Annotated in this window: 23 protein-coding genes; 6 read left to right on the top strand and 17 right to left on the bottom strand. The window is 64.7% G+C overall.

Annotated features, from left to right (window positions below):
* Positions 1–87: 87 nt before the first annotated feature.
* The gene (locus KTQ42_RS11275) at positions 88–831 is read right to left on the bottom strand and encodes a GntR family transcriptional regulator (RefSeq protein WP_217345583.1); all 744 of its coding nucleotides are present in this window, start codon (positions 829–831) and stop codon (positions 88–90) included.
* A 190-nt stretch (positions 832–1,021) separates the two neighbouring features.
* Here KTQ42_RS11275 and uraH point away from each other — a divergent pair, with 190 nt between their 5' ends.
* A complete protein-coding gene (gene uraH, locus KTQ42_RS11270) occupies positions 1,022–1,375 on the top strand; it encodes a hydroxyisourate hydrolase (protein ID WP_217345582.1) in 354 nt (117 codons plus the stop codon).
* 26 nt (positions 1,376–1,401) lie between these two features.
* Entirely contained in the window at positions 1,402–2,610 is a 1,209-nt protein-coding gene (locus KTQ42_RS11265; protein ID WP_217345581.1) for a urate hydroxylase PuuD, read from the top strand.
* A 162-nt stretch (positions 2,611–2,772) separates the two neighbouring features.
* Here the strand turns inward: KTQ42_RS11265 and KTQ42_RS11260 are convergent, their stop codons facing one another.
* Entirely contained in the window at positions 2,773–3,534 is a 762-nt protein-coding gene (locus tag KTQ42_RS11260; protein WP_217345580.1) for a protein phosphatase 2C domain-containing protein, read from the bottom strand.
* A gap of 1,182 nt (positions 3,535–4,716) precedes the next feature.
* Positions 4,717–5,127 (bottom strand): lactoylglutathione lyase, encoded by a 411-nt coding sequence (gloA, locus tag KTQ42_RS11255; protein WP_217345579.1) that lies wholly within the window; start codon positions 5,125–5,127, stop codon positions 4,717–4,719.
* 254 nt (positions 5,128–5,381) lie between these two features.
* Between gloA and KTQ42_RS11250 the strand changes: the two genes are divergently transcribed.
* Positions 5,382–5,669 carry a hypothetical protein gene (locus KTQ42_RS11250; protein ID WP_217345578.1) on the top strand — a complete coding sequence of 96 codons (288 nt, stop codon included), beginning with the start codon at positions 5,382–5,384 and terminating at the stop codon, positions 5,667–5,669.
* Positions 5,666–5,875, top strand: a complete 210-nt coding sequence (locus KTQ42_RS11245; protein ID WP_217345577.1) for a hypothetical protein — start codon at positions 5,666–5,668, stop codon at positions 5,873–5,875. Before KTQ42_RS11250 ends, KTQ42_RS11245 begins: the two co-directional genes overlap by 4 nt.
* A gap of 84 nt (positions 5,876–5,959) precedes the next feature.
* Here the strand turns inward: KTQ42_RS11245 and KTQ42_RS11240 are convergent, their stop codons facing one another.
* The 14 genes from KTQ42_RS11240 to KTQ42_RS11175 all read right to left on the bottom strand — a co-directional run bounded on the left by KTQ42_RS11240 (position 5,960) and on the right by KTQ42_RS11175 (position 20,623).
* Positions 5,960–6,760, bottom strand: coding sequence for a SprT family zinc-dependent metalloprotease (locus tag KTQ42_RS11240; RefSeq protein ID WP_217345576.1), 801 nt, complete (start codon positions 6,758–6,760; stop codon positions 5,960–5,962).
* 10 nt (positions 6,761–6,770) lie between these two features.
* The gene (locus KTQ42_RS11235) at positions 6,771–7,544 is read right to left on the bottom strand and encodes a lysophospholipid acyltransferase family protein (protein ID WP_217345575.1); all 774 of its coding nucleotides are present in this window, start codon (positions 7,542–7,544) and stop codon (positions 6,771–6,773) included.
* Positions 7,545–7,583: 39 nt separating this feature from the next.
* Positions 7,584–8,180 carry a D-glycero-beta-D-manno-heptose 1,7-bisphosphate 7-phosphatase gene (gene gmhB / locus KTQ42_RS11230; RefSeq protein ID WP_217345574.1) on the bottom strand — a complete coding sequence of 199 codons (597 nt, stop codon included), beginning with the start codon at positions 8,178–8,180 and terminating at the stop codon, positions 7,584–7,586.
* An 11-nt stretch (positions 8,181–8,191) separates the two neighbouring features.
* Positions 8,192–10,288 (bottom strand): glycine--tRNA ligase subunit beta, encoded by a 2,097-nt coding sequence (gene glyS, locus KTQ42_RS11225; protein ID WP_217345573.1) that lies wholly within the window; start codon positions 10,286–10,288, stop codon positions 8,192–8,194.
* Between the two features lie 27 nt (positions 10,289–10,315).
* Complete coding sequence (gene glyQ, locus KTQ42_RS11220) at positions 10,316–11,227, bottom strand: glycine--tRNA ligase subunit alpha (RefSeq protein ID WP_217345572.1); 912 nt, start codon at positions 11,225–11,227, stop codon at positions 10,316–10,318.
* A 347-nt stretch (positions 11,228–11,574) separates the two neighbouring features.
* Positions 11,575–12,480, bottom strand: coding sequence for a cytochrome c oxidase assembly protein (locus KTQ42_RS11215; RefSeq protein WP_349292139.1), 906 nt, complete (start codon positions 12,478–12,480; stop codon positions 11,575–11,577).
* Positions 12,453–12,782, bottom strand: a complete 330-nt coding sequence (locus KTQ42_RS11210) for a hypothetical protein (RefSeq protein WP_217345571.1) — start codon at positions 12,780–12,782, stop codon at positions 12,453–12,455. Before KTQ42_RS11210 ends, KTQ42_RS11215 begins: the two co-directional genes overlap by 28 nt.
* A 13-nt stretch (positions 12,783–12,795) precedes the next feature.
* Positions 12,796–13,407, bottom strand: coding sequence for a cytochrome c oxidase subunit 3 (locus tag KTQ42_RS11205; RefSeq protein ID WP_249222726.1), 612 nt, complete (start codon positions 13,405–13,407; stop codon positions 12,796–12,798).
* The gene (gene ctaD / locus KTQ42_RS11200) at positions 13,404–15,329 is read right to left on the bottom strand and encodes a cytochrome c oxidase subunit I (RefSeq protein WP_217345570.1); all 1,926 of its coding nucleotides are present in this window, start codon (positions 15,327–15,329) and stop codon (positions 13,404–13,406) included. Before ctaD ends, KTQ42_RS11205 begins: the two co-directional genes overlap by 4 nt.
* Positions 15,326–16,348, bottom strand: a complete 1,023-nt coding sequence (gene coxB / locus KTQ42_RS11195) for a cytochrome c oxidase subunit II (protein ID WP_249222725.1) — start codon at positions 16,346–16,348, stop codon at positions 15,326–15,328. The genes ctaD and coxB overlap by 4 nt, the downstream gene beginning before the upstream one ends.
* Complete coding sequence (locus tag KTQ42_RS11190; RefSeq protein WP_217345569.1) at positions 16,345–16,902, bottom strand: c-type cytochrome; 558 nt, start codon at positions 16,900–16,902, stop codon at positions 16,345–16,347. The genes coxB and KTQ42_RS11190 overlap by 4 nt, the downstream gene beginning before the upstream one ends.
* Positions 16,899–17,735 carry a quinoprotein dehydrogenase-associated putative ABC transporter substrate-binding protein gene (locus KTQ42_RS11185; protein WP_217345568.1) on the bottom strand — a complete coding sequence of 279 codons (837 nt, stop codon included), beginning with the start codon at positions 17,733–17,735 and terminating at the stop codon, positions 16,899–16,901. The genes KTQ42_RS11190 and KTQ42_RS11185 overlap by 4 nt, the downstream gene beginning before the upstream one ends.
* On the bottom strand, positions 17,716–19,497 hold the full coding sequence (locus tag KTQ42_RS11180; RefSeq protein ID WP_217345567.1) for a methanol/ethanol family PQQ-dependent dehydrogenase: 1,782 nt from the start codon (positions 19,495–19,497) through the stop codon (positions 17,716–17,718). The genes KTQ42_RS11185 and KTQ42_RS11180 overlap by 20 nt, the downstream gene beginning before the upstream one ends.
* 223 nt (positions 19,498–19,720) lie before the next feature.
* Positions 19,721–20,623, bottom strand: a complete 903-nt coding sequence (locus KTQ42_RS11175; RefSeq protein ID WP_217346918.1) for a LysR family transcriptional regulator — start codon at positions 20,621–20,623, stop codon at positions 19,721–19,723.
* 92 nt (positions 20,624–20,715) lie between these two features.
* On the opposite strand from KTQ42_RS11175, the gene KTQ42_RS11170 reads away from it, so the two are divergent.
* A complete protein-coding gene (locus tag KTQ42_RS11170; RefSeq protein WP_217345566.1) occupies positions 20,716–21,420 on the top strand; it encodes a histidine phosphatase family protein in 705 nt (234 codons plus the stop codon).
* A gap of 24 nt (positions 21,421–21,444) precedes the next feature.
* The gene (locus KTQ42_RS11165) at positions 21,445–22,215 is read left to right on the top strand and encodes an SDR family oxidoreductase (protein ID WP_217345565.1); all 771 of its coding nucleotides are present in this window, start codon (positions 21,445–21,447) and stop codon (positions 22,213–22,215) included.
* The last annotated feature ends 38 nt before the right edge of the window (positions 22,216–22,253 follow it).

Here is a 22,253-nt window from a genome sequence, read left to right as displayed (position 1 = left end):
GTTTCCGGGAAGGTAGATGGGTGTTTTTATTATTGGATTCAGATGGGAAGGCTTTGCCGGTTCGTCAGCGAAAAGGCGTGCCGGCGCTCATGCCTGTTCGGCCTTGCCCAGTGCGGCGCGCAGGTCGAAGCGGCGCTCGGGGCGGTTCAGCATGCGGCAGGCGCACTGATCGAGATGACGCGCCATTTCCTGCTGGGCGCGGGTGCAGTCCTTGCGCTCCAGCGCGTCGACCACGGCCAGATGCTCGTCGAAGGAGCATGGCTGCTGTCCGGCCAGCGCGTCGGCAGTGGAAATGAGCAGCGTAGTGCGGGATACCAGCCGGCGCAGGATGTCCACCACCAGCGCATTGCCCGACAGCCGCGCCAGCGCGATATGGAAATCGGCGGACAGCCTGACCCACAGCGGGCGGTTGCCCTGCATATAAGCATTGCGCTCGTCGGCGATCATCTGGCGCAGCCGGGCAAAGTCTTCCGGCCCGGCCTGCTGCGCCAGCTTCTGCACCACGCTCTGTTCCAGCGTCTGGCGCAGGTCGAACATGTCATGGGCTTCCTGGGCATCCGGGCTGGCGATGAAGGCGCCGCGGTTGGGCTCGAGGTCGACCAAGCCGTCAGCGGCCAGCCGGCCCAGCACCTTGCGCACATGATGCCGCGCCAGGCCATAGATCTCGCCCAGCGTCTGCTCGGCCATCTTGGTGCCGGCCGGCAGCCGGTGCTCCATGATGGCATCGTAGATTTCCAGGTACATGCGCTCCTCGGCCGATATATTGGCCTCGGACGTCGCAGGCTCGGACGGCGGCGAATTGGTGGCAACCAGTCTGGGGCGTGTGCTCATGTCAGGATGGGGAGAAGGATGTCGATTTCACTGGTTGACGAGGATGCCAACCGAGGCTAGGATTGTCAACAATTTATTTTCGATTTTGTCTAACCCCCCTCCGGGTGAATGCAGTCTCCAGCAGAGATACGTCCCGCCCACTCGTGATACCCGCCCAGGTATCAGTCCAAACCCCAATGATGGAGCATCAATGAGCCGCTTGACGACGCACGTCCTGGATACCGCCCATGGCAGGCCGGGACAAAACATTCAAGTTTCGCTGTACAAGATTGTCAACAATCATAGGCAGCATTTGTTATCAACAAAAACCAACGATGATGGCCGCTGCGATGCGCCGCTTCTGGAAGGCGCGGCGTTTCAGGCCGGCATCTATGAGCTCGACTTCGGGCTCGGCGCCTATTTCGCCGGCCTCGGCATCGACCTGCCGCAGCCGCCTTTCCTGGACGTGGTGACGCTGCGTTTCGGCGTGGCCGACGCCAGCCGCCATTACCACGTGCCGCTGGTGGCCAGCCCGTGGAGCTATTCAACCTATCGCGGCAGCTAAGGCCGGCGGCACAAGGAGACAAGAGCATGGAAGGTTATCTGCTGGACTGGGCCAATCTGCTGCTGCGCTGGCTGCATGTGATCGTGGCGATCGCGTGGATCGGTTCGTCGTTCTATTTCGTCTGGCTCGACAACAGCCTGCGCGCGCCGATCGACGCGGCGCTGAAGGAAAAAGGCGTCGGCGGCGAATTGTGGGCCGTGCATGGCGGCGGCTTCTACAACCCGCAAAAATACCTGGGCGCGCCGCCCACGCTGCCGCAGGATCTGCACTGGTTTTACTGGGAGTCGTACAGCACCTGGCTGTCGGGCTTCGGACTGTTCTCGGTGCTCTACCTGTTCAACCCCAAGGTATTTCTGATCGATCCGAACGTGGCCAACATCAGCCCGACGGTCGCCGTGGTCGCCGCACTCGCTTTCCTGGTGCTGGGCTGGCTGGTCTATGACATCGCCTGCAAGGCATTGCAGAAGCAGGAAAAACTGCTGGCGGTGCTGGTGGTGCTGTATGTGGTGGCCGCTGCCTGGGCTGCCTGCCATCTGTTCTCGGGCCGTGCCGCCTTCCTGATCATCGGCGCCATGATCGCCACCATCATGAGCGCCAACGTGTTTTTCGTGATCATTCCCGGCCAGCGCAAGGTAATCGCATCGATGAAGGCCGGCGAGCCGGTCGACCCGATTCACGGCCAGCGCGGCAAGCAGCGCAGCGTGCATAACACCTATTTCACGCTGCCGGTGCTGTTTGCGATGCTGTCGAACCACTACAGCATGACCTACAGCCACAAGCACAACTGGCTGGTGCTGGTGCTGATCATGCTGGCCGGCGTATTGATCCGCCAGTTCTTCATCCTGCGCCACAAGGGCAAGCTCAATCTCGCTTACCCATCCGTGGCGGTGGCGGTGCTGGCCGGCGTGGTGGCCTGGCTGTCGCCGTCGGCCCTGCCTTCCGCGCCGGTTCAGGCCGGCGCCGGCGGCGCGGCGGCCACGGATGTGGTGGAGCTGGCCCAGGTGCAGAAGATCATGCAGGAGCGCTGCGTGCAGTGCCATGCGGCGCAGCCAAGCCTGATGCCGACGCCAGCCAAGGGCATCATGCTCGACACCCCGGAATCTGTTCGCAGTCATGCCCAGCAGATCTATCAGCAGGTAGTGGTCCAGAAGGCAATGCCTCTGGGGAATGCGACCAAGATCACCGACGAGGAACGTGGCACCATCGCCAAGTGGTTCGAGACGGGTGCGAAGTAGGTCTGCTGCGTCCTGCCGGCCCGCTTGAAGCGGCCGGCGGTGAGGGATACAGGACGGCATCGCGCAGGCGGTGCCGTTTTTTTTGGCCGCCAGAAGCCACAGCACGCGGTTCGCGACACCCTGGCGGCGACATGGCCAGGCGCCGCATGGCTCGCCGTTCGCTCAGGAAAGCAGGTCGTTGATGCCTACCAGCGCCACGGAGACGTTGTCAGCGCCGCCGGCCGCATTGGCCGCATCGATCAGCGCCGCCCCGGCCTCGGCCAGCGTGCCGCCTGTCTGCAACAATATCCGCGCGATTTCCTCATCGGCCAGCATGTCGTTCAGGCCGTCCGAGCAAAACAGATAGACGTCGCCGCGTTCCACCGCATGTTCATGTACTTCCACAGCGAGTTCGGGTTCGACGCCGAGCGCTCTCGTGACCAGGTTGCGTATCGACGATCCCCGCGCCTCTTCCACCGTAAGCAGACCGCCGTCGATGCGCTCCTGCAGTACCGAGTGGTCCCGCGTGATCAGGCCCAGCAATCCATCGCGTAACCGGTAGGCACGCGAATCGCCGGCATGCGCCACGATCAGCCTTTCCTGATGAAACAAGCCGGTCACCAGCGTGGCGCCCATGCCGCGGTAAGCCGGCTCGTCGATTGCTGCTGCAATGATGGCGGTATTGGCCTCCAGCACCGCGTCAACCAGCACTTGCCACAGCTCGTCAGGCACGAGGGGCTTGTGCAGGAAATGCTGCTCGACCACATCCGCGATCACCGACACAGCGATATCGCCCGCCACTTCACCGGCCGCATAGCCGCCCATGCCATCGGCCAGCACCACCAGGCCACAGGCAGGCATCACGGCAACCGCATCTTCATTGTGGTCGCGCACCCGGCCGGCGTCGGTCAGGGCGGCATAGTCGAATCCGGCATGCGTGGACATGGGGGGTGCGGGAGTTGTCAGGATTTAAACAATATAGCGTAGCGCAGCGGCGGACGGCAATGTTGGCATGCAGGCGGCGGCGGAGGCCGTGCGGCGATAGCAGGATTGGGGAGAGGCTTGGTGCAGTTGCAGTTGCAGTTGCAGTTGCAGTTGCAGTTGCGGTTGACCTTGCCTTTCAACTCTCCGTTGAGCGCGCCGTGTTGGCGATGCCCCGAGCGGGAAAAGGTGCGGCGTCTGTTTGAGCGCAGCGTAGCGTAGCGAGTTTAGCCGCGCCCCGCTCGGGGCATCGCCGGCACGGGCACCCCGCGCAGCGGGGCGCGATCGTCGGTGCCGCCTTTTCTGCTTACTTTTTTGGCGGAGCAAAAAAGTTACCCGGCCGCCGGGACGGACTCCCGGCTTGCCTCCACGGCAGTGCAGCCGCCTTGCGTCGCCCGGCGAGGCACGGGCAGCGCTGTCGGTATTGTTGTTGACTTTCCTAAGCAAGCGCCAAACGTCAAACGTCAAAAGCAACGGCTGCTTCGCAGTGACGTCCTTACGCCGGGTGAAACAACGCTACTGCACTGTCGTCATGACCAGGCCGGGTGTTCGCCCCGGCAGGCGACCTGCTTCTTTTGCTTCGCCAAAAGAAGCAGGCAAGAAAAGGCGACCCGGTGATCGCGCCCCGCTGCGCGGGGTTCCCGTGTCAGCGGTACCCGGAGCGGGGCGCGGCTAAACTCGCTCCACTTCGTTGCGCTCAAACAGACGCCGCACCTTTTCCCGCTCCGGGCACCGCTGACACGGCGCGCTCAACGGGACTTCATTGCAACAGCAACTTCAACGGCAACAGCAACAGCAACTTCAACAGCAACAGCAACTTCAACGGCAACTGTCGCCGCCCGTACTGCAACCACTTCGTAGGGTGCAATACCCGAAGGGCATTGCACGTCGGTCGCCGACCGGAATGGCATTGTCGGCCGACTTCCTTGACCGACCAATGGTGTAATGCCCCTGTGGGGTATTACACCCTGCCGGCCTCCTATCGGCGCCGCACCTTATCCGGTCCGGGCATCGCTATCACGGCGCGCTCAACGGGATCTGCACGGCAACTGCAGAAACGGCTCGATCTATTGCAGCGTGGCCGCATGACGCATTATCGTCAGGCCATCCCGCCAATACCCGAGTCGCATTGGAGGCAACCGACTCCTACTTCTTGTGCAACCCCGACGACGCCTCCGGCCGTTCGATCAGTTCCACCTTGTAGCCATCGGGGTCGGTCAGGAAGGCGATCACGGTGGAGCCGCCTTTGACCGGGCCCGGCTCGCGGGTCACGTTGCCGCCGGCATTGCGGGCTGCGTCGCAGGCCTTTTTAGCATCGTCCACGCCGATGGCGATATGGCCGTAAGCGGTGCCCATCTCGTAACTCCCGACGCCGTAGTTGTAGGTCAGTTCCAGTTCGGCATGCTCCGGATTGCTGCCGTAACCCATGAAGGCCAGCTTGTATTTGTATTCGGGGTTGTCGCTGGTGCGCAGCAGTTTCATGCCCAGCACATTGGAATAGAAATCGATGGAGCGCTGCAGGTCGCCGACCCGCAGCATGGTATGCAGCAAGCGCATGGTTGTCCTTTGGATAAAACAGGGAAAGCCGGATTGTAACCTTCGTGCGACATTCTTGCCCTGCTAAGGCCAAGGCATGGGGACCGCCCTGCCAGATTCCACGACACCTGCCCAACGGAACAACCGTCGGCTGTCGCAGTGGCTTTCTATCATCGGCCCCTCTCAGCAACATCAGAAACGGCAGGTGTTAAAACACGCCATGGACGTTGTAGACCGGTCGTTGCGGTTTTGCGTTCGATACGGGCAGGATCGTTATGCAAACTTATCTCTACCTGCATCCATTTGCCTCCCTGCGTTACTACTGTTTAACGGGAAATCAACTGCGAGCTCATTGTTATGGCTCGTTTCATATCCTCATCCCGTTCCCAAGTCTGACCAATAAAAAGGTGCATGTGAAAAATAATCAATTAAGCTCGCTGGAGCAATTACGCAAGCTGGTGAACGAAAACCCGGTGTTGCAGCAGAAGCTTCAGGAGTCGCATGATCTGCCCTCAGCGATGGAAGCGGTCCGACATTTTGCAGAGCAATGGTCGGGGACTTGAAGATCGATCAGATTGCTGCTGGCCTTTTCCAGGTAAACCATGCCTGCCATGCCAGCAACGTGATACACGATGCGCAACTGGAAGTCCTTGCTGCAGGCGCAGGCCCACTGAAAGTCTTTCTCGCCATAATCACTTTCGGAATTACTGCTGCCGTCGATGCAGACGTCGAGGCACGCCGGAAATATGCGGAAGGCTACGGAGGATAGCAGTGTGGCGGCTTCCAGGAGTCGTGGTTCATTCTCGCAGGATGCCTGTCGGGCAGCGTTGACCGACGCCGCGTCTTCAGTCTGCTAAAACACTGGCAGCATCTCCGGCCCGCGTTCCCGCAACACCTTCCTGGCCGCCGCATACTCCGGAAACACCGACGCCACGATGGCCCAGAAGCGCGGGCTGTGGTTCATCTCGCGCAGGTGCGCCAGCTCGTGCGCTACCACGTAGTCGATCTGCTCATGGGCGAAATGCATCAGCCGCCAGTTCAGCCTGATCATGCCGGCGGCGGTGCAGGAGCCCCACTGGGTGCGGGCCGATGTCAGGGTGAAGGCACGGTACTGCACGCCCAGGCGCTCGGCATACAGCGGCAGGCGCTCGGCGAACAGGTGGCGCGCCTGCTGCTGCAGCCAGTGCTTCACGATTTCCTTCAATGCTTCTTCCGGCGCATCGCCGGGCAGATGCACCGCCAGCTCGTTGCTGGCGGCATGGTGATGGATGGCGGCCACCGGGGCCGCATGCAGGCGCAGCGTCAGCGCGCCGCCCAGATAGGGCAGTGTGGCGCCGTCGCGCCATTCCATGCGGGATGCATGGCGCTGGCTGGCGCGTTCCTGGCGCTGCCGCAGCTTGGAGACGATCCAGCTTTCCTTGCCGATAATGGCCGCCTCGATGTCGCGCAGCGTCACCCAGCGCGGCGCTGTCACGCGCAGGCCGCTGTCGCTGATCAGGAAACCGATGGTGCGCCGCTTCGAGCGCAGCAGCACATAGTCCAGCATGCCGGCGGCCAGCCGCAGGCGGCGCAGGCTGCCGCCAGGCGGGAGCGCCGCCGGGCTGGACGCCAGGGCCAATGCCAGGGGCTGCTGTTGCGGCGTGGCCGGCTTCATTCCGCTTATTTCACTTTACCGGCGCAGCTTGCGGAATATGCTGTTCCTGGCCTGCATACACCGCTGGCGAAATCACCCGCATTTCCGATTCGATCCAGGTTTCGACCTTTTGCAGCAGCTCGCCCGGCGTCAGGCCTTCCGGCGAAATCGGCTTGCCGATCGATACCGTGATCAGGCCGGGCTTCTTGATGAAGGCATTACGGGGCCAGCATTCGCCGGAGTTCATTGCGATCGGCACCACCTGCGTGTTGGTCTCCACCGCCAGCCTGGCGCCGCCGCCCTTGTACTTGCCCTGCCTGCCCACGGCGCTGCGGGTGCCTTCGGGGAACATGATGATCCACTGGCCATCCGCCAGGCGCTGGCGGCCAATCGAGATCACCCTGGCCATTGCATCCTTGCCCTTGCTGCGGTCGATCGGAATCATGCGCAGCAGCGCGATGCCCCAGCCGAAGAAGGGAATGTAGGTGATCTCCTTCTTGAACACATACACCAGCGGACGCGGCATCGCGCACAGGTAGAAAATGGTTTCCCAGGCTGACTGGTGCTTCGACAGCAGCACCGCCGGGCCGTCCGGCAGGTTTTCATAGCCGCGGATTTCGTAGCGGATGCCGCATACCACCTTGGCGGCCCAGATCACGAATACATTCCAGCGCGAAGTCCAGTAGTAACGGTTGGGGTAGGACATGGGCGCGAACAGGAAGCACATCGGCGCCCAGACCACCGTGGCCAGGGTGATCAACAGCGCAAACAGCAGCGAACGCAGAAACAGGATCGTGCGTGACATTCAATCTCCAATCAGGTGGCGGCAGGACGTGGCGGCGGCTCAGGCGAGCCGCCGCTTGCCGTCCTTTTGCGGGGTCAGGTCTTCCAGCGGCGCCGGCGCGCTGTCCTTGAGCAGGCTGTCGACCACGCTGGCGAGGTCGGGAAAGGTCAGCGTGCCGGGCGGCAGTCCGCCTTTTTCCAGCGTGCGGCCGCCCTTGCCGGTCATGACCAGATACGGCACGCAGCCCACGCCATAGCCGGCCTGCAGGTCGCGCAGGGAGTCGCCGACATTGGGCACGCCCTTCAGGCTGGTATTGAAGCGGGTGGCGATGGTGTGCAGCATGCCGGGCTTGGGCTTGCGGCAGTCGCAATTCTCGTCGGCCGCGTGCGGGCAGTAGAAGATGGCGTCGACATCGGCGCCGACCTGCTGCGCCGCGGTGTGCAGCTTCTGGTGGATCGCGTTCAGGGTGGAAACGTCGAACAGGCCGCGGGCCACGCCGGACTGGTTGGTGGCGACCACCACCCGGTAGCCGGCCTGGTTGAGCCGGGCGATCGCTTCCAGCGAACCGGGGATCGGAATCCACTCGGCCGGCGACTTGATGAACTCGTCCGAGTCGTGGTTGATGACGCCGTCACGGTCGAGAATGATGAGTTTCATGCCAGTTCCCGTCAGGCGGCCAGCTTGGAGATGTCGGCAACGCGGTTCATCATGCCGTGCAGCTCCGACAGCAGCGCGACGCGGTTGTTGCGCAGGCCGATATCCTCGGCCATCACCATCACATCGTTGAAGAAGGCGTCGACATCGGCCCGCAGATGCGCCAGGCCCTTGAGCGTGGCGGCGAAATCGCCCTGCGCATAGGCCTGCTCGACGGTGGGCTTCAAGCCGGTCATGGCCGCGTACAGGCCCTGTTCGGCGCTTTCCTGCAGCAGGCCGCTCTGCACTGCCGCGCCGGCGGTGTCGGCCTTCTTCAGGATGTTGGTGATGCGCTTGTTGGCCGCGGCCAGCGCCTCGGCTTCGGGCAGCGCGGCAAAGGCCTGCACCGCTTCCAGCCGCTCGACGATGTTGTCCAGCACGTCCGGCTGCTGGGCGATCACGGCCTCGACTTCATTCTGGGTGAAGCCACGCTCGCGCAGCAGGCCGCGGAGGCGGTCGTACAGGAAGGCGGTGACCTCGGCCACCGGGTCCTTGAAACTGGCATTGCCGGCGAACAGCGCGGCGGTTGCCTGCAGCAGCGCCGAGATCGCCAGCGGGAGCTGCTTTTCCACCAGCATGCGCAGGATGCCCAGCGCATGGCGGCGCAGCGCGAACGGGTCCTTGTCGCCGGTCGGCGCAAGGCCGATGCCCCAGATGCCGACCAGGGTTTCGAGCTTGTCGGCCAGCGCGACCACGGTGCCGGTGACGGTGGCCGGCAGGGCGTCGCCGGCATAGCGCGGCTGGTAATGCTCGGAAATCGATTGCGCCACTTCCTCCGGCTCGCCGTCATGACGAGCGTAATAGGTGCCCATGATGCCCTGCAGTTCGGGGAACTCGCCGACCATGTCGGTCAGCAGGTCGGTCTTGGCCAGTTGCGCGGCGCGCGCGGCGAGGTTGGCGTCGGCTTTCAGCATGCCTGCGATTTCCACCGCCAGGGCGGTGACCCGGCCGGTGCGCTCGCCCTGGCTGCCGAGCTTGTTGTGATAGACCACGTTGGCCAGGCCCGGCACGCGCTCGGCCAGCTTCTTCTTCTTGTCCTGCTCGAAGAAGAACTTGGCGTCCGACAGGCGCGGCCGCACCACGCGCTCATTGCCGCCGATGATATGGCGCGGATCGTCGGTCTCCAGGTTGGAGACGATCAGGAAGCGCGAACGCAGCTTGCCGGCGGCGTCGGTCAATGCGAAGTATTTCTGGTTGGTCTGCATGGTCAGGATCAGGCATTCCTGCGGCACCGTCAGGAACTCGCTCTCGAAGTTGCAGGCATAGACCACCGGCCATTCCACCAGCGCATTGACTTCGTCGAGCAGCGACTCGGGCATCAGGATCTGGTCTGCCCCGGCGGCAGCCTGCAGGGCGGCGCGGATGCGCTCCTTGCGCGCCTCGATGCCGGGCACCACGCGGCCCTGGGCTTGCAGCGTGGCGGCATAGCTGTCTGCGCTGGCGATGACGATCTCGCCGGGCGCCAGGAAGCGATGGCCGAGGGTCACGTTGGATGCCTGCAGGCCCAGCAGCGACACCGGCACGATGTCGGCGCCGAGCAGCGCGGTCAGGCGGTGTACCGGGCGCACGAACTGCACGGTGGCGCCGTCCGGGCGCTGGTAGCTCATCACCTTTGGAATCGGCAGCTTGGCGACCGCTTCCTCCAGGCTGGCCTGGAGACCGGCCTGCAGCGGCGCGCCGGGCGCGGTATAGGTGAAGAAAAAGCTGTCGGCCTTGCCGTCCTGGGCGCGTTCGAGCTGCTCCAGGCTGATCTGCGGCACGCCGGCTGTCTGCGCCAGCGCGGCCAGCTTCTTGGCCAGCGGCGCGCTGGGCTTGCCTTCGGCGTCCAGCGCCACTGTTACCGGCAGCACCTTTTCGCGGATGGACTTGTCCGGCGAGCCGGCGCGCACGCCGCTGATGGTCACGGCCAGGCGGCGCGGCGTGGCGTAGGCGGTGTAGGCGGCATCGGCTTCGAGGAAGGCGCGCGTTTTCAGTCCGTTGAAGAGGCCGGCGGCGAAGGCCGCGCCCAGTTTGGCCAGTGCTTTCGGCGGCAGTTCTTCGGTAAGCAGTTCGACGAGTAAAGTCTGATTCATGTTGTGATTTCTTGGACGGTGCTGATTTCAGGCGGCCTGGCGGCTGTCGCCGCACATCGGGAAGCCCAGCTTTTGGCGCGATTCGTAATAGGCCTGGGCCACTGCGCGCGACAGGTTGCGGATGCGGCCGATATAGGCGGCGCGCTCCGTGACCGAAATGGCGCCGCGGGCGTCGAGCAGGTTGAAGGTATGGGCTGCCTTGAGGATCATTTCATAGGCCGGCAGCGTCAGCGGCACCGCCAGCAGGCGCTTGGCCTCGCTCTCGTAGTTGGTGAACAGGGAGAACAGGAATTCGGTATTGGAATGCTCGAAGTTGTAGGTCGACTGCTCGACCTCGTTCTGGTGGAACACGTCGCCATAGGTCAGCTTCTTGGTCACGCCGTTCTCTTCCCAGGTGGTCCACACCAGGTCATAGACGTTTTCCACGCCCTGCAGGTACATTGCCAGGCGCTCGATGCCGTAGGTGATCTCGCCCAGCACCGGCTTGCAGTCGAGGCCGCCGACCTGCTGGAAATAGGTGAACTGGGTCACTTCCATGCCGTTGAGCCAGACTTCCCAGCCCAGTCCCCAGGCGCCCAGCGTCGGGTTTTCCCAGTCGTCCTCGACGAAGCGCACATCGTTCTGCTTCAGGTCCAGGCCGAGCGCCTGCAGCGAGCCGAGGTACAGGTCGAGAATGTTTTCCGGCGCGGGCTTCAACACCACCTGGTACTGGTAGTAATGCTGCATGCGGTTCGGATTCTCGCCATAGCGGCCGTCCTTGGGACGGCGCGACGGCTGCACATACGCGGCGCGCCACGGCTCCGGGCCGATCGCCCGCAGGAAGGTGGCGGTATGCGAGGTGCCGGCGCCGACTTCCATGTCGTAGGGTTGCAGCAGCGCGCAGCCTTGCGCGTCCCAGTACTCTTGCAGCGTGAGGATGACTTGTTGAAATGTAAGCATGTTGTTTTTCTGCTGAGGGAGCAGGCGATGGTGAGAGGCGCGGTGACGCGGAACAAACCGTGGATTCTAGCGGGTTTTGGGGGGAGGTAGGGGCGGGGAGGGTGCAATTGCGGTTGCGGTTGCAGTTACGCGCAGCGGCGGTTGCAGTTACGCGCAGCGACAGTTGCCGTTGCCGTCGTCTTTCAACTTCCGATTGAGCGCGCCCGCTCGGGGCACCGCCGGCACCGCGCGCTCAACGGGGCTTCACTGCAACGGCAACTATCGCTACGCGTAACTGCAACGGCTATGCTATTGCGGCCATGCACTAGCTTGCACCCGATCCGAGCGGATCAACCGGCATCCTGCCCCTACCGGCCCCCGAGCGGCGCAGGCTTGCGCCCGCTCAGCCAATGCCCCGCCAGCGCCAGCCCGGCAATCAGGTACGCCAGCGCACCCGGAATCCACATGATCAGGCCGCCCAGCTGCTGGTCTTCCAGCGGGTCGAAGCCGTACAGCCCGGCAGTGGCGATATAGCTCGGATACCAGATGATTGCCGACCAGGTCAGCAGCGCGCCCAGCGCGCCGGTGTGCAGCATGGTAGTGAACAGGTACAGCATCGCGCCGCCGCGCTGCGGGCGGTCGCGGCCGTCGCCGAGGACAGCCCACCAGAACAGCAAAGCGGAGGCGAGGAAGCTGGTGTGCTGCCAGCCATGCAAGATGCTGTCGGCCAGGGCGCCCTCGAACAGCAGCGGCGCATGCCAGGCCCACAACGCCACCGCATGCAACAGCCATGACACCAGGGGCAGCGTCAGCCATTGCCATGGCAGGCGTACCGCCGGATGATGCAGCGCCGCGCCAATGACATCCCGACAGGGCAGGGCCCAGATCCACACCGCCAGCGGCCGGCCCATCACCAGCAGGGGCGCGGCGACGATCATCAGCAATTCATGCTGCAGCATGTGGGCCGAGAACAGCTGCACGCCCAGCCCGTCCAGCGGCGATGCCAGCGCCGCCACCAGCGTCAGCCAGCCCGCGGCGAAAGCGCCGGCCTGGCGCAGCAGTTGCGGGCGGCCGGCGCGGGCGCGCAGCCATAGCCGGGCGCCGCCCGCCAGGTAAAGCGCCGCGGACAGGGCCAGCAGCGCCAGCACCCAGGGTTCGGCGCCCCAGCCGGGCAGCGCATCGGGCGCCTGCGCCAGATGCGCCTGCGCGCCGGGCGCGGCCAGCAGCAGGGCAGCAACCAGGGCAATCAGGAAACGCATGGCGAGACGATCCACTGCGGTATCCACATCGCAAACAGCACCAGCGACGACAGCAGCCCCACCATTACGGCCACCTGCGCCAGGAAATGCGGCCGCGCCGATGCCGCGTCGCTGGCCAGGGAGCCGGCCAGCCGGCGCTGGTTGCGCCATGCCACCAGCGTGAAGAGCAGCGACAGCAGCAGCGATGCCGCGCTCAGCCATTGCATCGCGCCGGTGCTCTGGCGGCCGCAGGACGGCGTCACCAGGGCATATAGCGCGGTCAGGTTGGCCAGCGCCAGCAGGGGCGACAGGATCAGTGCGGGCCAGTTCGGCATCATGTTCGACCTTTGCTCAGAAGCGCGGCGCCCAGTAGATCACCGCATAGATCGGCAGCCAGCTCAGCACCACGAAGTACCAGTACATCGCGTTTTCGCTGACATCCACGTAACGCCTTCCTTCCAGCGGGCCGGTGAACATCAGCACGGTCAGCACCGCGCTGTCGTAGGCGTCGGTAACCAGATGCGTGGTGTGCAGCGCCATCAGCATCCATACCACCGAGCCATAGGCCTGGCTGTCCCAGCGGGTATTGAGGCTGGCGAATTCCAGCACGCGGATACCCAGGAAGACCAGCGAGAACAGCAGGCATGCCAACATCCAGAGGCGCACCTGTTTGAGGTCCAGTTTCTCGGCGGCCTGCTTGGCAAGATGATTGGGCAGCATGCTTGCCAGCAGCACCGCGGTATTGGCCGTGCCCCACAGCAGGTCCGGCGGCGCCGCATTCATCGGCCAGGTGACCGAATGGCTGCGCAGGTAGAAATAGGCGGCGATGGTGAGCGCGAAGATCATGCCCTCGATCAGCATCAGGCCGAAGGTGCCCCACCACATCAGGCTGCGATGGCCGAAGCCGAAGGTGGGAAGGGCGCTCACGTCCAGCCTGCCCGGCCCATGCATGGCTGGCTTCATGGATGCACCTCGCTGACGACGTTTCTCCGGGTTTCCTTCTTCCTCGGCCAGAACCACAGCGTCAGGCCGATGGCGACCGGCACTGCGCCCCAGACCACGGCCCATGGCGTAAAGATGCTGCCGATGAACAGGATCGTCACCGCGATCGCACTGAGGAATGGCCAGATGCTGGGCGATGGCATGGTCGGCCGCAGGTCCGGCACCGCGTCCATCAGCGTGGTGACAAGGATCTCGCGCCTGTCGTCCGCCAGGCCGGTGACATGCGCAGGCACGCCGTCCGGCTCCCACAGCGGATAGCGGCCGCCGCACACGGGCGGCGCAACGAAGTTTCCGGCCGGCGGCGGCGAGTCGGTGCCCCATTCCAGCGTGCCCGCGCCCCAAGGATTGGGTCCGGCCGGCACGCCGTGGCGGCGGCTCTTGAGCACATTGATGATGAACAGCAGCACGCTTGCGGCGATCATCACGCCGCCCACGGTGGCGGCCAGGTTCATCTGGTCCCAGCCCATGCCGGCCGGATAGGTCCAGACCCGGCGCGGCATGCCGGCCAGCCCCAGCAGGTGCATCGGAAAGAAGCTGACATTGAAGCCGATGAAGAACAGCCAGAAATTCCATTTGCCCAGCGTCTCGCCCAGCAGCCGGCCGGTGAACTTGGGGAACCAGTAATAGAAGGCGCCAAACAGCGGAAACACCGCGCCGCCGATCAGCACGTAATGCAGGTGCGCCACCACGAAATAGGTGTCATGCACCTGCAGGTCCAGCGCCACCGAGGCCAGGATCACGCCGGTCAGGCCGCCCAGGGTCAGGATGAAGAAAAAGCCGAGCGCAAACAGCAGCGGCGTCTTGAAGTTGAGCCTGCCGGTCCAGAGCGTGGCGATCCAGCAGAAGATCTGGATCGCGGTCGGTATCGCGATCATGGCGCTGGAGGCGGTGAAGAAGCTCTTGCCCAGTTCCGGGATGTTGGTGGCGTACATGTGATGGACCCACAGGCCGAAGGCGAGGAAGGCAGTGGCGATCACGGCCAGCACCATGGCCGGATAGCCGTAGACGGGCCGGCGGGAGAAGGTGGCGATGATGGAGGACATGAATCCCAGCGGCGGAATGAAGATCAGGTAAACCTCCGGATGGCCGAAGAACCAGAACAGGTGCTGCCAGAGCAGCGCGTCGCCGCCCTCGGCCGGATTGTAGAAATGGGTGCCCACCAGCCGGTCGGTGATGAGCGCGGTGCTGGCCAGCATCACCGAAGGCATGGCGAACAGCACCATGAAGGACGTCACCAGCATGGTCCACACATACAGCGGCATGCGGTTCAGCGTCATGCCGGGCGCGCGCATCTTGAAGATGGTGGTGATCAGGATCACCGCTTCCAGCAGGCCCGACAGCTCGGTGAAGGTAATCAGCTGGGCCCAGAAGTCGACCCGCTTGCCGGGCGAGTAATCGGGGCCGGCCAGCGGCACATAGGCGAACCAGCCGGCGTCGGGGCCGATGTCGAGCAGGAAGGCGGCATACAGCATCAGGCCGCCGAACAGGAAGATCCAGTAGGCGAAGGCATTCATGCGCGGGAAGGCCAGGCTGCGCGCGCCCAGCATCAGCGGCACCAGATAGGAGCCGACCGCCTGCATCACCGGCACCGCGAACAGGAACATCATCGTGGTGCCGTGCATGGTGAAGAGCTGGTTGTAGAAGTCGGGGCCGACGAGGTTGTTTTCCGGACGCGCCAGCTGCAGCCGCATGATCAGCGCCAGCACGCCGCCGGCGACGAAGAAGCCGAAGGTGGTGAGCATGAAGCGCACCGCGATGGTCTTGTGGTTGATGGCGGCGAACCAGCCGTACAGGCCGGGCGGGTCGCGCCATGTCTCTTCCAGCCGCCGCGCGCTGTCGCGCTGGCCGGCGGGCGTGGATGTGGGTGTGGTGATGGTCGTCATTTCAGTGTGCCCAGGTAATCCAGCAGCGCCTCCAGCTCCTCGCCTGACAATGCGGTGGCCGGCATATTGGTGCCAGGCTTGACCTTTTGCGGCTGGGTGACCCAGGCAGCCATCTGCTGGCGGTTGTTGGGCAGCACGCCGGAGGCCAGCGTCTGGCGGCTGGCCACATGGGTCAGGTCAGGCCCGAACACGGCATTGGCGCCGCTGCCCTGTACCGTGTGGCACATCACGCAGCTGCGCTCCATGAAGACCTGCCGGCCGCGGCTTTCCCGCGCGCTCAATACATTCGACGCTTCCCGGCGCTGGGCATCGGCCCAGGCTTCATAGCGGTCATTCGGCTCGGCTGTGACGAGGAAGGCCATCATCGCGTGCTCCAGGCCGCAGAACTCGGCGCACTGGCCGCGATAGGTGCCGGCCTGGTCGGCGCGCAGCCGGATCAGCGAGGTGCGGCCCGGGATCATGTCCTTCTTGCCGTGCAGGTTGGGCAGCCAGAAGGTGTGGATCACGTCGCTGCTTTTCAGGGTCATGATCACCGGGCGACCAACCGGGATATGCAGCTCGTTGGCGGTATTGAAGATCTTGCCGGGCTCGGGGTCGTTGTAGCGGGCTTCCCACCACCATTGATGCGCGGTGACCTCGATATGCACCGCGTCGGACAGTGGCATGCGGCCTAGCAGGCGGTCGGTCTGGAAGTCGGCGACGATCAGCACGAACAGCAGCGCAATCGAGGCGCCGACCGCCAGCAGCACGCTGCGCTTCAACTTCGGCTCGGGCGCGGCCAGCGAGGCAACGTCGGGCGCCGTGGTGGCGTCGCTGCGGCCCGAGCGCCACAGCGCCAGCAGCAGCGCCACCAGCACGGCGACGAACACCAGCGAACAGATGGCCACCGTCAGCAGCCACAGGTCATGGATGCGTTCGGCCTGGATGCCGGCCGGCCGCAGCGCGTTCTGCGACGGCGCCGCCGCGGCCGTGGCCGCATGCAGCAGGAAGGGCAGGAAGAAGGGGGCTTTCATGGTCATTGCGCCTGCTGCGGCTGCCCTCCCTCCTTGGGCTCTTCCTTCTCGCGCCGTTGCTCGGCCTTGCCGGGACTGAGGCTGTCGCCGCGCGCAGGGGCAACGGCTGAACTCAACTGCCCGCTCAGCGAGCGCACGTAGGCAACCAGTTGCCATAGTTGCTCTTCCGGTATGTGGCCGCCGAATGACGGCATGCCGTTTGGCCGGCCCTGGACGATCGTGGCATAGATGTTGGCCGAGTCCTGGCCATAGATCCACTTGTCGTCCATCAGGGGCGGACCCATGCCGCCGCCGCCGCCGCCGCCGTGGCAGCCGGCGCAGTTGTACTGCTTGAACAGGCGTTTGCCCTGCGACGCCGCGTAGGCGTTTTCCTCAAACGGATTGCTTGCCGTGGCGCTGGCCCTGGGCTCGCCCGGCTGCAGTCCGCTCAGGCGCAAGGGATCGGTCGGCGAGGCGGTCGCCGGCGCACCCGGCAGCGGCCGCTGTTCCCGATAGCAGCCCGGTAGCAGGGCAAGCAGCACAACGCAGGCGCACAGGCGCTGGACAAATGGCAGATTCATCGCGGGTTCTCCTGGCCGAGGTCGGTGCGGGGGACGGCATACTGCGCCAGCACCGCGTCGATGTCGTTACGGCGGTGCCGCAGCACAGCGTCGAGTTCGTCACGCAGCGCGGCATTGCCGCGAGCCACGCCCATCGCGATGGAGAACTCGAAAGGCGCCTCCAGGCCGGCTGGCGCATGGGCCACCGCAATCTCCATGGGGACTGCCGCGCGCCTGGCGAAGTAGCCCGCCTGCGGCCCCCACAACAGGGCGCAGGCGATGTCATGGCTGGCCAGCGCATCGACCATGCGCCGGGCGGCCGGCCCGTCGCCATAGACCGGGTAGCCGACCACATTCGACAGCGCGCCGGCGCGGGCCAGCGCATGGCCCGGCGGGGTGGCCGCCATGTCGTTGCCCACCAGTTGCACGCCGATGCGCTCCCTGGCAATGCGCGGGTCCGCGAAACTGCGCGGCCCATCCTCGCCGCGGCGCCAGACGAAGACATAGGAGGAACGGTAATAGGCTTGCGTGGTCAGCACCCGCTCGAAGCCTGCCGGCACGCCGATGAAGACATCGCAGCGGCCCGTGCCCATGGTCTTCCGGACGAAACCCCTGCGCATTGGCTGCCACTCGTACTGCAGCGATGCGCCGAGCTCGGAGGCCACGATGGCCGCAATGCGGTTCTCGAAACCGCTTTCATCCTGATGCGAATAGGGCAGGTTGTCCGGGTCGGCGCATACGCCCAGCACGCGCCCCGCGCCGGGCAGATCGGTAGCGCCGGCGCTCGGCACGGTGGCCACGGCCAGCAGCAGGCACAGGGCAGGCGCCCGCGGGTTAAGGAAGCGCGAAGACATAGAGCATGCCGCCCATGCCGGTTTGCTGGGGAAGATCTGCCGTCGCATTGACCATGCCGTTGGCCGCCGTGCCGTCCCGCGCATCCAGGCCGCCGGCGACGATGGCGCCGGCCCAGCCGCCCACGCCGGACAGCACGGCGATGTACTGTTTGCCATCCGGGCCGCGATAGCTGATCGGCTGGCCGATGATGCCCGAGCCGGTCTTGAATTGCCACAGCAGCCTGCCATCCTTCGCGTCCACCGCCTTGAACCAGCCTTCCAGCGTGCCGTAGAACACCACATCGCCCGCGGTTGCCAGCGCGCCGCTCCAGACCGGGAAATTTTCCTTGATGCTCCAGGCTTTCGTGTTGCGCACCGGGTCCCAGGCGCTGAACTCGCCGCGGTGGCCGCCCGGGCCCGGGTGCATCTTGATGTCCGCGCCGACATAGGGCGTGCCGGCGATATAGCTGGCCTGGGACGTGGCCGCGTCCTGGCACAGGTTCTGGTGCGGCAGATACAGCAGTTGGGTGCGCGGCGACCAGGCCGATGGCTGCCAGTCCTTGCCGCCGGGCGAGGCCGGGCAGATATTGCGCACCACCTCGCCGGCACGCGGCTCGGTTTTCGTGTCGTACTTCAGCGCGCCGGTCTGCAGGTCCACGCCTTCGCTGGTGGTGATGTGTACATAGGGCGTGGCCGACAGCACCTGGCCGTTGCGCCGGTCCATCATGTAGAGATAGCCGTTTCGGTCCGGATGCAGCAGCACCTTGCGCTGCGCGCCGTCGATGGTCAGGTCCACCAGCACGTTCTCGTTCACCCCATCGTAGTCATGCAGGTCATGGGGGCTCATCTGGTAGAACCAGGCAGCCTGGCCGGTGTCGGGCTTGCGGGCGAAGATGCCGGAGGTGAACTTGTTGGCGCCAGGCCGCTGCTCCGGGTTCCACGGTCCGGGATTGCCGGTGCCGTAATAGACCAGGTCGGTTTCGGCGTCGTAGGAGACGAAGCCCCAGACATTGCCGCCGCCGATCTTCCAGGCGCCGCCAGGCCAGCTCGACACGCCCAGGTCCTTGCCGCGGTCCTGCGCGTAATACGGCTTGTAGCTCTCGCCGATCAGCACGTCGCGGTCGGGGCCGGTGCTGTAGGCGCGCCAGACCTGCTTGCCGGTGGCGGCGTCGAGCGCCGTCAGCCAGCCACGCACGCCCATCTCGCCGCCGCTGTTGCCGACAAGGACACGGCCCTTCACCACCAGCGGCGCCATCGTGATGGTTTCGCCGGCATTGATGTCGCCCAATTTGGCGCGCCAGACTTCCTTGCCGCTCTTGGCGTCTACCGCGATGGTCTGGTTGTCGAGCGTGTTGAAGAAGATGCGGCCGTCGCTATAGGCAGCGCCGCGATTGACCACGTCGCAGCAGGCCACACCCTGGGAGCTGGCATTGGGCTTGGGCTCGAAGCGCCATTTCATCGGCGCACCCGGCTGCTTCAGGTCCAGCGCGTACAGGTAGTTGGGGTAGGGCGCGACGATGTACATTGTGTCGCCCACCACCAGGGGCGCGCCCTCATGGCCGCGCAGCACGCCGGTGGAAAAGGTGAAGGCCGGCTTGAGGTCCTTCACATTGCTGGCGGTGATCTGGTTCAGGCTGCTGTAGCGGGTGTTGGCATGGTCCTTGGCCGCCATCGGCCAGTTGCCGTCATTGACGGCCGGGTCGGCGGCATGTACGCCGGGTGGCATCAATGCCAGTGCCAGGATGCTGGCGGAAAACAGGATGCTGGTTTTGCTCAGAGTCATGTGGTGGTCAACCTATTGTTATATGGACAACAACCTGATGAGACCTCCTTGTGCAAGAGCTGTGCCTGCCGATGCCCGACGGCATCAGCCCGACAATCCCTCAACGTTGTAAAAGTTGCATGTAAAATTCATATTTAGTACTCGACAGTTCGCGCTGGCGGAATGCCAGGCAGCGGTTGAAGCAGCCATTGCTGGCATGTCCAAGGGCACCCGCAACCTTTTCTCAGCCCGCTACCGCTGCAACCAGCTTGTCGCGCAGCCAGCGGTTGGCCGGATCGTCCTCGACATTCGCATGCCAGTACATATACACATCCCATGCCGGCATGCCGATCGGCAGCGGCAGCAGCTGGTTGTCGAACTGCTGGTTGGCCACGCGGGCATAGCGTTCCGGCATGGTCAGGATCAGGTCGGTCTGGCTGACCACGCGGCAGGCGGCGAAATAATGCTGGCAGCGCAGGCGGATGTTCCTCTGCATGCCCAGGCGGCTGAGTTCGAAGTCCTCGATGCCCGGCCCCTTGCGGCGCGAGCTGGCCAGCACATGGTCTTCGGCCAGGTACTGCTCCAGCGTGATGCCGCCCTGCAGCCGCGGATGGCCGCGCCGCGCCACCACCAGCGTGCGGTCGGCCAGGATGCGGGTATGCCGGATGTCGTCGCCCAGCGGCAGCAGCACGTCGATCGCGCAGTCCAGGGTGCCGGCCTGAAGCTCGCCTTCCAGTTCGCGCCGGTCGACCTGCACCGCGGCCACCCGGGCCTTCGGCGCGTCGCGGTCCATCGCCGTCATCAGCGGCGGCAGCACGGTGGCTTCCAGCACGTCGCGCAGCGCCAGCGTGAACTGCTTCTCGGTGCTGGCCGGGTCGAAGCGGTTGAGCTTGTTCAGGGTGACCTCGAAGCCGCGCAGCGACTGCCGCACCGGCTCGATGATGCTGCGCGCCAGCGGCGTCGACACCATCAGGTGCCCCTTGCGCACGAAGAGGGGGTCGCCGAACATGGTGCGCAGCCGGCCCAGCGCATGGCTGATGGCCGGCTGGGTCAGGTTCAGCTTGGCGCTGGCGCGGGTCACGCTGCCTTCGGTATAAATGGCGTCGAAGACGATGAAAAGGTTCAGGTCGACCCTGGATATATGCATCATATTGATGGAGGTTGATTATCCGTATTCATTTGATCGATTGTAATCGACTCTGTACCATGGTTTGCATCGCAACATGAGCAGAGGCAGTCATGGGACAGATTTATCTGGTGCGGCACGGTCAGGCTTCCTTCGGCAAGGAAAACTATGACCAGCTGTCCGAACTCGGCATGGAACAGGGCAGGCTGCTGGGCAAATGGTTTGCCGACTGCGGCGTGCAGTTCGACCAGGTGGTCACGGGCGACATGGAGCGGCACCGCCAGACCGCGGAAGCTTGCCTCACGCAACTGCCGCAGCCTTATCCCGCCACGACTTGGGTAACCGACGCCGGCTTCAATGAATACGACCACCGCGAGGTGCTGCAGCGCCACCGGCCGGACTTCGTCGACCCGATCGCGGTCAAGCAGTTCTTCCTCGAGACCGACAATGCCAAGGAGGTCTACCAGCGCCTGTTCGAGGAATCGATGTCGCGCTGGATGGATGGCAGCCATGACCATGAATACGCCGAGACCTGGCCGATGTTCCGCCAGCGGGTGCTGGCCGCGTTGCAGCGCCTGGTGGACGGCGCCGGCGCCTCGCAGCGCATCGTGGTCTTCACCTCCGGCGGCACCATTGCCACGCTGTGCCAGCAGCTGCTGGGCCTGTCCGACGAGCGCATGGCCAAGCTGAACTGGACCCTGGTCAATGCCGCCGTCACCCGCCTGCTGTACCGCCCCGGCCATGTGACGCTGAGCACCATGAACAGCTATGCCCACCTGGAGCTGCTGGGCGAGAAGAAGTCCATCACCTACCGATAAGACAGACACCACGAGGAGACACGCATGAACCCAAATAATCCATTCGACCTGACCGGCAAGATCGCCCTGGTCACCGGCGCATCGCGCGGCATCGGCGAGGGCATTGCCCGGCTGCTGGCGGCGCAGGGCGCGCATGTGATCGTGTCGAGCCGCAAGCAGGATGCCTGCGAGGCGGTGGCGGCATCGATCCGCGAAGAGGGCGGCAATGCCGAGGCCTATGCCTGCCATATCGGCGAGATGGCCCAGATCGACAAGCTGTTCGCCGACCTGGAGGCCAGGCACGGCCGCATCGACATCCTGATCAACAATGCCGCCACCAACCCGCATTTCGGCCATATCACCGAAACCGATGTCGGCGCCTTCCAGAAGACGGTGGACGTCAACATCCGCGGCTACTTCTTCATGTCGTCGGCGGCGGCGAAGCTCATGGCCAGGAATGGCGGCGGCAGCATCGTCAACGTGGCCTCGGTCAATGGCGTCACGCCCGGCGCGCAGCAGGGCATCTATTCCATCACCAAGGCGGCCGTGATCTCGATGACCAAAGCCTTTGCGCGCGAATGCGCGCCGCAGAAGGTGCGGGTCAATGCGCTGCTGCCGGGCGCGACCGATACCAAGTTCGCCTCGGCCCTGTTCCACAACCCGGTGATCCTGGAACAGGCGCTGTCGCGCATTCCGATGCGGCGCGTGGCCGAGCCTTCCGAGATGGCCGGCGCGGTGCTGTACCTGGCTTCCGACGCGGCCAGCTATACCACCGGCGCGGCGCTGAACGTCGACGGCGGCTATCTCTGCAGTTAAGCCGGTTCAACCATTACAACCCCCAGTCACGCAAGGAG

The sequence above is a fragment of the Noviherbaspirillum sp. L7-7A genome, from assembly GCF_019052805.1.
GTDB lineage: Bacteria > Pseudomonadota > Gammaproteobacteria > Burkholderiales > Burkholderiaceae_D > Noviherbaspirillum_A.
This window is presented reverse-complemented; position numbering and strand designations above follow the sequence as displayed.

Bases quoted from the DNA above. Each gene is read 5' to 3' on its own strand.
- glyS (WP_217345573.1), bottom strand. From the start codon at position 10,288: ATGAATCAGACTTTACTCGTCGAACTGCTTACCGAAGAACTGCCGCCG.
- KTQ42_RS11175 (WP_217346918.1), bottom strand. From the start codon at position 20,623: ATGCATATATCCAGGGTCGACCTGAACCTTTTCATCGTCTTCGACGCC.
- KTQ42_RS11210 (WP_217345571.1), bottom strand. From the start codon at position 12,782: ATGATGCCGAACTGGCCCGCACTGATCCTGTCGCCCCTGCTGGCGCTG.
- KTQ42_RS11190 (WP_217345569.1), bottom strand. From the start codon at position 16,902: ATGAATCTGCCATTTGTCCAGCGCCTGTGCGCCTGCGTTGTGCTGCTT.
- gmhB (WP_217345574.1), bottom strand. From the start codon at position 8,180: ATGAAACTCATCATTCTCGACCGTGACGGCGTCATCAACCACGACTCG.
- KTQ42_RS11260 (WP_217345580.1), bottom strand. From the start codon at position 3,534: ATGTCCACGCATGCCGGATTCGACTATGCCGCCCTGACCGACGCCGGC.
- KTQ42_RS11165 (WP_217345565.1), top strand. From the start codon at position 21,445: ATGAACCCAAATAATCCATTCGACCTGACCGGCAAGATCGCCCTGGTC.
- KTQ42_RS11250 (WP_217345578.1), top strand. From the start codon at position 5,382: ATGCAAACTTATCTCTACCTGCATCCATTTGCCTCCCTGCGTTACTAC.
- KTQ42_RS11235 (WP_217345575.1), bottom strand. From the start codon at position 7,544: ATGTCACGCACGATCCTGTTTCTGCGTTCGCTGCTGTTTGCGCTGTTG.
- KTQ42_RS11180 (WP_217345567.1), bottom strand. From the start codon at position 19,497: ATGACTCTGAGCAAAACCAGCATCCTGTTTTCCGCCAGCATCCTGGCA.
- KTQ42_RS11205 (WP_249222726.1), bottom strand. From the start codon at position 13,407: ATGAAGCCAGCCATGCATGGGCCGGGCAGGCTGGACGTGAGCGCCCTT.
- KTQ42_RS11275 (WP_217345583.1), bottom strand. From the start codon at position 831: ATGAGCACACGCCCCAGACTGGTTGCCACCAATTCGCCGCCGTCCGAG.
- glyQ (WP_217345572.1), bottom strand. From the start codon at position 11,227: ATGCTTACATTTCAACAAGTCATCCTCACGCTGCAAGAGTACTGGGAC.
- ctaD (WP_217345570.1), bottom strand. From the start codon at position 15,329: ATGACGACCATCACCACACCCACATCCACGCCCGCCGGCCAGCGCGAC.
- KTQ42_RS11265 (WP_217345581.1), top strand. From the start codon at position 1,402: ATGGAAGGTTATCTGCTGGACTGGGCCAATCTGCTGCTGCGCTGGCTG.
- KTQ42_RS11185 (WP_217345568.1), bottom strand. From the start codon at position 17,735: ATGTCTTCGCGCTTCCTTAACCCGCGGGCGCCTGCCCTGTGCCTGCTG.
- KTQ42_RS11170 (WP_217345566.1), top strand. From the start codon at position 20,716: ATGGGACAGATTTATCTGGTGCGGCACGGTCAGGCTTCCTTCGGCAAG.
- uraH (WP_217345582.1), top strand. From the start codon at position 1,022: ATGAGCCGCTTGACGACGCACGTCCTGGATACCGCCCATGGCAGGCCG.
- KTQ42_RS11240 (WP_217345576.1), bottom strand. From the start codon at position 6,760: ATGAAGCCGGCCACGCCGCAACAGCAGCCCCTGGCATTGGCCCTGGCG.
- coxB (WP_249222725.1), bottom strand. From the start codon at position 16,348: ATGACCATGAAAGCCCCCTTCTTCCTGCCCTTCCTGCTGCATGCGGCC.
- gloA (WP_217345579.1), bottom strand. From the start codon at position 5,127: ATGCGCTTGCTGCATACCATGCTGCGGGTCGGCGACCTGCAGCGCTCC.